The 9714-nt window shown below is 66.5% G+C and carries 10 protein-coding genes; 7 read left to right on the top strand and 3 right to left on the bottom strand.

What is annotated here, in order from left to right; translation table 11 throughout:
• Positions 1-87: 87 nt before the first annotated feature.
• Positions 88-1686, top strand: coding sequence for an ATP-binding protein (locus BRAS3809_RS19785; protein ID WP_008963832.1), 1599 nt, complete (start codon positions 88-90; stop codon positions 1684-1686).
• 3 nt (positions 1687-1689) lie between these two features.
• Here BRAS3809_RS19785 and BRAS3809_RS19780 read toward each other — a convergent pair whose 3' ends face one another.
• On the bottom strand, positions 1690-2343 hold the full coding sequence (locus BRAS3809_RS19780; RefSeq protein WP_008963831.1) for an OmpA family protein: 654 nt from the start codon (positions 2341-2343) through the stop codon (positions 1690-1692).
• A 362-nt stretch (positions 2344-2705) separates the two neighbouring features.
• On the opposite strand from BRAS3809_RS19780, the gene BRAS3809_RS19775 reads away from it, so the two are divergent.
• From BRAS3809_RS19775 to BRAS3809_RS19760, 4 genes are all read left to right on the top strand, one after another.
• The gene (locus BRAS3809_RS19775; RefSeq protein ID WP_035657050.1) at positions 2706-2936 is read left to right on the top strand and encodes a hypothetical protein; all 231 of its coding nucleotides are present in this window, start codon (positions 2706-2708) and stop codon (positions 2934-2936) included.
• A 72-nt stretch (positions 2937-3008) separates the two neighbouring features.
• Positions 3009-4175, top strand: coding sequence for a winged helix-turn-helix domain-containing protein (locus BRAS3809_RS19770; RefSeq protein ID WP_008963828.1), 1167 nt, complete (start codon positions 3009-3011; stop codon positions 4173-4175).
• Between the two features lie 124 nt (positions 4176-4299).
• The gene (locus BRAS3809_RS19765) at positions 4300-4857 is read left to right on the top strand and encodes a TetR/AcrR family transcriptional regulator (RefSeq protein WP_008963827.1); all 558 of its coding nucleotides are present in this window, start codon (positions 4300-4302) and stop codon (positions 4855-4857) included.
• Between the two features lie 61 nt (positions 4858-4918).
• A complete protein-coding gene (locus BRAS3809_RS19760) occupies positions 4919-5869 on the top strand; it encodes an alpha/beta fold hydrolase (RefSeq protein ID WP_035657047.1) in 951 nt (316 codons plus the stop codon).
• A 51-nt stretch (positions 5870-5920) separates the two neighbouring features.
• Here BRAS3809_RS19760 and BRAS3809_RS36685 read toward each other — a convergent pair whose 3' ends face one another.
• Complete coding sequence (locus BRAS3809_RS36685; protein ID WP_008963825.1) at positions 5921-6073, bottom strand: hypothetical protein; 153 nt, start codon at positions 6071-6073, stop codon at positions 5921-5923.
• Positions 6074-6112: 39 nt separating this feature from the next.
• On the bottom strand, positions 6113-6547 hold the full coding sequence (locus tag BRAS3809_RS19750; protein WP_008963824.1) for a ribosomal maturation YjgA family protein: 435 nt from the start codon (positions 6545-6547) through the stop codon (positions 6113-6115).
• Positions 6548-6675: 128 nt separating this feature from the next.
• Between BRAS3809_RS19750 and BRAS3809_RS19745 the strand changes: the two genes are divergently transcribed.
• Both BRAS3809_RS19745 and BRAS3809_RS19740 read left to right on the top strand, forming a co-directional pair.
• On the top strand, positions 6676-8007 hold the full coding sequence (locus tag BRAS3809_RS19745) for an MFS transporter (protein WP_008963823.1): 1332 nt from the start codon (positions 6676-6678) through the stop codon (positions 8005-8007).
• 544 nt (positions 8008-8551) lie between these two features.
• The gene (locus BRAS3809_RS19740; protein ID WP_008963822.1) at positions 8552-9658 is read left to right on the top strand and encodes an efflux RND transporter periplasmic adaptor subunit; all 1107 of its coding nucleotides are present in this window, start codon (positions 8552-8554) and stop codon (positions 9656-9658) included.
• Positions 9659-9714: the final 56 nt, after the last annotated feature.

The following is a 9714-nucleotide window of genomic DNA, read 5'->3' as shown; positions in this document are numbered from 1 at the left end:
TTCCCTGCGTCTGTCGCTTGACGGGCTCATCCCGCGCCGCCAGTTTCGCGTCGCTTCGCTACGAGCATTGGGAGGGGGCGCCAATCGATGTTGGGATGGTTTCAGCGGCTGCTCGATTCCTCGAGCTTGTCTCCGCACGGGATCTGTCTGTTGTGGGAACCCGAGTTGATCTGGCTCCATGTCGCCTCCGACGCCGTGATCGCGGCGGCCTATTTCTCGATTCCGGTCGTGCTCACATTGTTCGTCTCCAAGCGGCGGGATGTCGACTTCGGCTTCCTGTTCTGGGCCTTCGCCCTCTTCATCATGGCCTGCGGGGTCACGCATGTGCTGTCGATCGTGACGCTGTGGGTTCCGATCTACGGCATCGAGGGGCTGGTGAAGGCCGCTACCGCGCTCGCCTCGATCCTCACCGCCGGCGTCCTGTGGCCGCTGCTGCCGAAGATCCTGGCCATCCCGTCGCCGGCGCAATTGCGCGCGGCGGAGACCGCGCTGATGGTCGAGAGCCGGCAACGGCGCGAGGCCGAGGACATGCTGCGCCACGCCCAGAAGATGGAGGCGGTCGGCCAGCTGACCGGCGGCGTGGCGCATGACTTCAACAACCTGCTGACCATCATCAGCGGCAATCTCGAGATTGCCGAGCGCAGCCTGCGCGCGCAAGGCGAGGCCGCGCGCGACCGTCTCAGCCGGGCCATCGCGCAGGCCGCCAGTGGCGCCCAGCGCGCCGCGACCTTGACGCAGCGGCTGCTCGCCTTCGCCCGCCGCCAGCCGCTCGATCCTCGCCTGACCAACGTCAACAAGCTGCTCGCGGGCATGTCCGACTTCTTCCGCAGGACCCTCGGCGAGACGATCAGTATCGAGGTCGTCGAGGCGGCGGGCCTCTGGCAGGTCGAGGTCGATCCGAGCCAGATGGAGGCGGCGATCCTCAACCTCGTCGTCAACGCCAAGGATGCGATGCGCGGCCAGGGCAAGCTGACGATCGAGACCTCGAACAGCTTCATCGACGAAGCCTATGCGCGGCAGCACGGCGATCTCGCCGTCGGCCAGTACGTCCTGGTGGCGATCACCGACACCGGCGCCGGCATGCCGCGCGAGGTGCTGGACAAGGCGTTCGATCCGTTCTTCACGACCAAGGAGCCGGGGCAGGGAACCGGGCTCGGACTGAGCCAGGTCTATGGCTTCGTCAAGCAGTCCGGCGGCCACGTGACCATCTACAGCGAGGTCGGCGAGGGGACGACGGTGAAGATCTATCTGCCGCGCGCGAATCACACCGCCGCCGAGGTGCCGGAGACTCGGGCCGCCGTGATCGGCAGCCGCGGCAGCGAGACCGTGCTGATCGTCGAGGACGAGCCGGAGGTGCGCAACTATATCGTCGAGACCCTGGCCGAGCTCGGCTATGCCGTGCATGAGGCGCCCGACGGCCCGGCCGCGCTGGCGCTGCTCGCGCGCGAGCCGCTGGATGTCGATCTCCTGCTCACCGACATCGTCATGCCGGGCATGAACGGGCGCCAGCTGGCGGATGATCTGCGCGTCGCCCGCCCCGGGCTCAAGGTGCTGTTCATGACCGGCTACTCGCGCAACGCCATCGTCCATCAGGGGCGGCTGGACCCCGGCGTTGCGCTGCTGCAGAAGCCGATCAGCCGGACGCTGCTCGGCACCAAGATCCGCGAGGTGCTGGATACGCGGTGACGCCTACTTCGCCGCCGCGGTCTTGGTATCCATGTTGACGACCTGGACGCGCCGGTTCAGCGGATCGGCCGGGTTGGCCGCATCCTTCAGCTTGGTCTTGCCGTAGCCGACGGTGACGAGATCCTGGCCGACCAGGCCGAACTTCTCGACAAGGTAGCGCTTGATGGTGTCGGCGCGGCGCTCGGAGAGATCCTGATTGAAGCTGTCGCCGCCGATGCCGTCGGTGTGGCCGGCGACCACGAAAGTCGAGCCCTTCAGGTTCGGGTCGGACAGCGCCTTGCCGAGTTCCTCCACCCGCGGCAGCGAGCTCTTGCTGATCTCGGCCGAGTTGTAGTCGAACTGGATCTCGAGATCGATCTTCGGCTTGGTCGCGGCCAGTTCCGCGATCTGCTCGCGCTCGCCGAGCGACAGCGAGCGGGTCTTGCGGTTGCGCACGCTGTCGAGCAGCGCCGCCTGCTTGGCCTGCGCCGCGGCATCGACCTGCGGGGCCGCCTGCGGCCCGACAGTGAGGCCGCGCGTCACCGTTTTCGGCTTCAGCGCGTTGATGATCTGATCGGCCGATACGGCCTCGCCGGCGAGTGCGGTTCCCGCGCTCATGATCAGCACGGCGGACAACGCCGCCGCCCGGACTGCAAAACGTTCAAAGTATGGGGTCATCGTCGTGGTCCTCGGGTGGTCATGGCTCATGGCCATTGGATGCGTGGACGATAGAACCGGTTCAAAGCTTTCCAATGTGATTGATATCACTCAGCCTCGCACGGCCGCGGAGGCGGGATCGGTCGCTGCGAGGTTGTCGCAAAGCCTTCGACACCCGGCCGGTCCGCGAACAACAAATCGGCCAGATGCGGTTCTACCGGATATCCCTGGCCGGAAAAAAATCGCAAACCGGAGGAAGCGAGGCGGGCACCACACGATTTGAGTTCAAGAAACGCCAACAGAAAAGCACAGCCGTGTTCAACTCATCACCGAGGCGCGACTACCAGTCTCATCGGACCGATCCCTCGGGATCGACCGGTTCCATCTCGACCCTGATCGGGGCGGGAATCATCGCGGCGTCCATCCTGCTGTCGACGTTGATCGGTGCGGTGGGCAATCGCTATGTCGGCCTCGAAAGTCCGGCGGAGGATACGGCGTGGCTGATCGACCGCCTGACCGGCCGCGTCTACAAGTGCCGCGCGCCGGATGCCGGCCGGGCGAGCTGCAAGTCGGAGATCGCCACCGGCAGCATCCCGGACAAGCCGAAGCCATAGGTTCCCTGAACGGATCCGGCCTGCCGATTGTCATTGCCTGCGTGCGGGCGAATCTCGCACCATCCGGTTTCCATGTCTGTCACTCCCATTCCGCTCGGCAAGACCGCGGCGCGGCGTCTCTGGCTGCGCGCCCAGCGCCTCGACCAGGAGGCACCGTTCGGCGCCGGCCCCGAAGCGGTCGCCGCCGCGGTCGCGCATCTCGGCTACGTGCAGATCGACACCATCAACGTGATCGAGCGCTGCCATCACCACATCCTGTTCAGCCGCATCCCGGCCTATCGGCGCGACGACCTCCGGCAGGCGCAGAGCGCGGACAAGACGGTCTTCGAATATTGGACGCACGCGCTCGCTTATGTTCCGACGCAGGACTTCCGCTATTTCGTGCCGGCGATGCGGCGCTACCGCCGCGAGGGGCATCGCTGGCTGCAGACGGTGAAACCGGAAGATACGCGCAAGGTGATGCGGCTGATCCGGCAGGGCGGCGCGCTGACGATCCGCGACATCGACGATGACGAGCTGCGCGACAAGGACCACGCCTGGGCCAGCCGCAAGCCCTCGAAGCGCGCGCTGCAGCTCGGCTTCTACGAAGGCGTGCTCACGGTCGCCGGCCGCGACGGCATGCTCAAGACCTACGACCTCACCACCCGGCATTTCGGGTGGGACCGCTTACCGAAAGGCGCCACCGCGCGCGAGATCGCGGTCTATCTGCTCGACCGCGGCCTGCGCGCGCAGGGCGTCGTCAGCCTCGACTCGCTGTGCCATCTCAATGCGCCGCGCAAGGCGGACGTGCGGCGGGTGATCGAGGCCCGGGTCCGGCGCGGCGAACTGGTGCCTGTGGCGCTGGAGGGCGCCGGCAAACAGGAGCATTGGATGGCCCCGGCCGCGCTGGAGGAGGCGATCGCGATCGATCCCGCGCGCGTGCACATCCTGTCGCCGTTCGATCCGCTGATCATCCAGCGCAAGCGGACGCAGGCGATCTTCGACTATGACCACCGCTTCGAGGCCTATGTGCCGAAGGACAAGCGGCTGTTCGGCTATTTCGCGCTGCCGGTGCTGGTCGGCGAGGAGATCGTCGCGGCGCTGGATCTGAAGACCGACCGGCAGAACGGCAAGCTGCTGATGCAGAAATGGAGCTGGGTCGGCGAGGGCAAGTCGGCGCGCGGCGACCATCGCAAGGCGCTGAAGCGGATCATCGAGGACGAGCTGCACCGGTTTCAGCGGTTTCAGCTGGGGAACTGATCGTCGGACGAAAGGCATTTTCTGCTGTTGATTTGGAAACGAATGTTTCCTAAAAGGGGGAATGACGACGTCACACTCTGAATCATCCGGGCGTCGCGGACCGGGGCGTCCGCGCGAGTTCGATATGGACACTGCCTTGAGCAAGGCGCTGGTGGTGTTCAGCGAGCGCGGCTATCACGGCGCGTCGCTCGCTGAATTGCGAGCCGCCATGAAGCTCGCCACCGGCAGCCTTTACAAGGCTTTCGCGGACAAGCGCGCGATCTTCCTGGCAACGCTCGACCACTACATCGCGCGCCGCGACCGCCAGCTGCGTGAGCGCGTCGACGCGCAGCACAGCGGCCGCGACAAGCTGGAGGCCCTGCTGCAGTTCTACGCGGAATCCGCCAGCGACAGCGAGGGCCGGCGCGGCTGCCTCGTCGTCACCAGCGCCACCGAGCTCGCCACCTTGGATGCGGAAGCCGCCGCCAAGGTCCGCGCGGCGCTGCGCCGGGTCGAAACGCTGTTGCGCGATCTGATCCGGCTCGGTCAGGCCGACGGGTCGATCCGGGCGGAGCTCGATGCGGAGATCGTTGCCGGAGCGCTGTTCTGCGTGATCCAGGGTTTGCGGGTGGTCGGCAAGACGGGACGCGCGAAGCGGGAAATGACGAGCGTGGCGAAACAGGCTGCGGCCCTGTTCGCGTGATGTCGCGCCGAAATAGGAAACATTTGTTCTATAATTAGGAGAACGATCCGTGACAGAGTCGATGAACGAGATCCCTGACAACAGCCCCTCGCGCCCGGTCGCGACCTTGCCGTTCAGTCGTGCCGAGCCGTCGCTCCCCGGGTTCGCGCACCGTTTCGAGACCGTCGACGGGGTGAGGCTACACTATGTCAGCGGTGGCTCGCCGGATAACGAGACTGTCGTGCTGCTCGCCGGCTTCCCCCAGAGCTGGTTTGCGTGGCGCAGGATCATGCCGCTGCTCGCGTCGCGCTATCAAATCATCGCGCCGGACCTGCCCGGGCAGGGCGATTCGGACCGGCCCGCCGCCGGCTATGACACGCAGACGCTCGCCACGGCGGTGCATCGCCTGCTGCAGCAGCACGGCGTCGGCAGCTATCATCTCGCGGCGCACGATATCGGGGCGTGGGTCGCCTATCCCTATGCGGCGCTGTTCGGGGACGAGGTGAAAAGCCTGGCTCTGCTTGATGCCGGCATTCCCGGGGTCACCCTTCCTGAGGCACTGCCGTTCACTCCGGACCGCGCGTGGCGCACATGGCACTTCGCATTCCACGTCGTGGCCGATCTCCCGGAGATGCTGATCCAGGGTCGCGAACGCGATTATCTCGCCTGGTTTCTGCGCCGGAAGAGTGCCAATCCCGAAACGTTCGCGGAACGCGATCTGGACGAATATGCCCGCGTGCTGACCAGGACCGGTGGCTTGCGCGCCGGGCTCGCCTATTATCGGGCCGCTGCAGTGTCGGCGGATCAGAACCGCGAGCTGAGAGCCCGAGGCAGGTTGAAGCCGCCGGTGCTGGCGGTCGGCGCCGACCAGGGATCGATCGTGGACATGGCCGCGCCATTGAGAGAAGTCGCCGAGCAGGTCGAGGGCATCACCATCGGCGCGTGCGGCCACTACATTCCGGAGGAGCAGCCCGAGGCGCTGGCAGAGCAGCTGATGGCCTTCTTCGGCCGCGCCGGTGCGGAGGTGAACTGATTACTCAGCAGACACCGCATCTCGCCCAAGGCAACCCAATGTCGTGCAGGGCTATCGCGTCTGGATGAGAGTCTTGCGCCCGTCGATCTCCACCTTGTCATCGCCGGGCTTGTCCCGGCCATCCACGGCGTCCGGCAGACCAGGAACGACGTGGATGCCCGGGACAAGCCCGGGCATGACGGAATCACAAACGAGCAGCATCATTCGCCGCTGTGGCTCCACATCCGCCATGCGATCGTGCTGTTATCTCGAGGAAGATCGCAGCGCGATCCGATCGATCGCGATGCCCATGAGGATGCCGACGGCGTAGGCCGCGATATTCCACAGCGAGAAGATCCGTCCGAGCAGCAGCGCGCCGGCGAGCGTCAGGCGGAAGCTGTCGAGCCAGGGCGTATGGATCAGCCGCGAGGCTTCGACGAGAACGGCAACGGCGAGCGCGAGTCCGCCGACCTGTCGCCGTGAGGACCGTGGCCGCAGCGCGACGAGCAGCATGTAGACCATCGTCGCCCAGAGGATGGAGCCGCCATATTTGACGATCCCTGCGGGAAGGCCGAGGCCCGGACCAACGAAGCGCAGGGCGAGCCCGAGTGCGATGACGATCAGCGCCGCCGCCAGCGCGATCGCCCGGCGGCGGCGCTCGCGGGCCCGAGGCGGCACCTCCGGTGACGAGCGCGTCATGCGCGCGCCGCGCTCCCGCAATGCGCCGGCGGGCTGTGGGATGTCAGGTTTTCCGATTGACTTGCCACGACCGATACTCGACACCGCCCATCAACTATCAATTCTGCAATGCTCCGGGGAGGAGATCGATGAGTCCGTCCGTTACCCATCCGGCCGCGCCCGGCCGCTCCGAAATCGAGGCCTCGACCATTCGCGCGATCTCCTGGCGGCTGATTCCGTTCCTGGTGCTCGCCTATCTGTTCTCCTATCTCGACCGCGTCAATCTCAGCTTTGCCGCCTTGACCATGAACGCGGAGCTGAAATTCTCGCCGCTGGTGTTCGCCTGGGGCGCCGGCATCTTCTTCATCGGCTATTTCATCTTCGAGGTGCCGAGCAATCTGGCGCTGGAGAAGTTCGGCGCCAGCCGCTGGATTGCGCGAATCATGGTGACCTGGGGCATCATCTCGGCGCTGATGGCGCTGGTGTCCGGACCCCTGAGCTTCTACGCGCTCCGCTTCCTGCTCGGCGTCGCCGAGGCCGGCTTCTTCCCCGGCATCATCCTCTATCTCACCTATTGGTACCCCGCGCAGTATCGCGCGCGCTTCCTCGCCGCCTTCGCGGTGGCGGTGCCGGTCTCGACCGTGATCGGGGCGCCGGTCTCGGGCCTGCTGCTCGGCCTGCACGGCCGGATGGGGCTGCAGGGCTGGCAGTGGCTGTTCATCCTCGAGGGCATCCCCTCGGTGCTGCTCGGCATCGTCACCTGGTTCTACCTCACCGACCGGCCGGAGCATGCCGGCTGGCTGTCGGCGGAGCAGAAGGCCTGGCTCGCCGCCAGGCTCGAGGCCGAGACGGCGGCGAAGCAGGCGGCCGGACACATGACGCTCGGCGAGGCGCTGTCGTCGCCGAAGGTGATCGTGCTCAGCCTGATCTATTTCGGCTTCGTCGGCGCGCTCTATGGCATGCAGTTCTGGCTGCCGCAGATCGTCAAGGCGTTCGGCCTCACCAACACCGAGACCGGCTTCGTCACGGCGATTCCCTATGCGTTCGGCACCGTCGCGATGATCCTGTGGGCGCGGCATTCCGATGCGACGCGCGAGCGCGTGGTGCATGTCGGCGCGCCCATGATCCTGATCGCGGTGGCGCTGGCGGCATCGAGCCAGATCGGCGATCCGACTTTGACCATGGTGGCGCTGACCTTCGCGGCGATCGGCGTGTTCTGCGTGTTCGGCGTGTTCTGGACATTGCCCACCGCGTGGCTGTCGGGCACGGCCGCCGCTGGCGCCATCGCGCTGATCAACTCGATCGGCAATCTCGCCGGCTTCGGCGGACCCTATCTGGTCGGCTGGATCAAGGACACGACCGGCTCGACCACGCATGGCCTGCTCGCGCTGTCGGCGCTGCCGCTGATCGCCGGGCTCCTGGTGTTCTTCGGCGGCCACGCGAGCAAGGTGGAATTCGCCGGCCAGGCGCCGGCCGAGTGAGCGCATGCGGTGATCCGCACTGCGGACGTCGTGCGTTGGGACCGGGCGCCGTCATTCTGGGGCGGTCGCGACAGCGACCGAACCCGGAATCCCGAAATGAGGCGGTTAGTGCAAACCAAGCTCGAGATTCCGGGTTCGACCGCTGGCGCGGTCGCCCCGGAATGACGACGCGGGTGACGGACACTCCCGCCAACCGAGATTTCACCTGTCCCCGGAGTCCTTGCGGTGATCCGCATTGCGGACACCGTGCGTTGGGACCAGGCGCCGTCATTCCGGGGTGGTCGCGACAGCGACCGAACCCGGAATCCCGAGATGAGTCGCTGTGGTGCAAACCAAGCTCGAGATTCCGGGTTCGACCGCTGGCGCGGTCGCCCCGGAATGACGCCGTGAGGTGATGGACACCTCCGCCAATCGAGATCTGCCCCTTCTCCTGAGCACCTGCGGCAACATGTCTTAACGTTCACGAAGTCATGATCACTGACGATTATTGACAATCGTCAGTCAACAATCGACACTCCATCGCATTCGCAGCGAGGGGTGTCCGATGCTGATCCGCCTGATTTTCGCGAGTTATTCCAAGCTGTTGACCGGCCTTGCGCTGGCCACCATGGCCGTCGCCCTGGCCGGCTGCAACGAGACCGTCGCCCAGAAGGCGGAGCCGATCCGGCCGGTCCTGGTCGCGACCGTCCACTACGAAGCCGAGACGCCGGAGCGCAGCTTCGTCGGGACGATCCGGCCGCGCATCGAGGCGGACATCGGCTTCCGCGTCGCCGGCAAGGTCGCCAAGCGCCTCGTCGAGGTCGGCCAGACCGTCGAAATCGGCCAGCCGCTGGCCACGCTCGACGAGGTCGACCTGAAGCTGCAGGCCGAGCAGGCCGAGGCGGAATTCCGCGCCGCTACCGGCGTGCTCGCGCAGGCCTCCGCCGCCGAGGCCCGCGCCAAGGAATTGCGCGCCAAGGGCTGGACCACCGACGCGCAGATGGATCAGGCCAAGGCCTCCGCCGACGAGGCCCGCGCGCGGCTCAATCGCGCCGAGCGCTCGGTCGAGCTGACGCGCAACTCGCTGTCCTACGCGACGCTCGTGGCGGATGCGCGCGGCGTCGTCACGGCGAGCATGATCGAGCCCGGCGTCGTCGTCGCCGCCGGCCAGGCCGCCATCCGCGTCGCCCGCTTCGCCGAGAAGGAGGCCGTGGTCGCGATCCCCGAGACCCTGCTCGACCGCGCCAAGAACGGCACCGCGACGGTGTCGCTGTGGTCGGAAGCCGGCAAGACCTACACCGCCCGGCTGCGCGAGATCGCGCCGACGGCCGATCCGGCGACGCGGACCTATCTGGCGAAATTCTCGCTGCCGGACGCCAACGACGCCGTCTCGCTCGGCATGACCGCGACGCTGACCTTGTCCGATCCGGCGACCACCCGCGTCGCGCGGCTGCCGCTGTCGTCGCTGTTCAACGACGGCCGCGATCCCTCGCTCTACGTCGTCAACGACAAGGGCGAGGTGACGCTCAAGCCGGTCAAGGTGAAAGCCTATGACAGCAAGGACGTGCTGATCGTTTCGGGCGTCGACGAGGGCGAGAAGGTCGTCGCGCTCGGCGTGCAGAAGATCGACGCCGCGCAGAAGGTGCGCGTGGTCTCGGCGCTGACGTTCTGAGGCTCTCAAGGTTTGATGTCTTGAGGCTTTAACGGCCTGGCGGACTTTTCAACCCT

It is taken from the genome of Bradyrhizobium sp. STM 3809, assembly GCF_000239795.1.
In the GTDB taxonomy this organism is placed as follows: domain Bacteria; phylum Pseudomonadota; class Alphaproteobacteria; order Rhizobiales; family Xanthobacteraceae; genus Bradyrhizobium.
The sequence above is the reverse complement of the archived record's forward strand: the minus strand, read 5'-3'. Positions and strand labels throughout refer to the sequence as shown.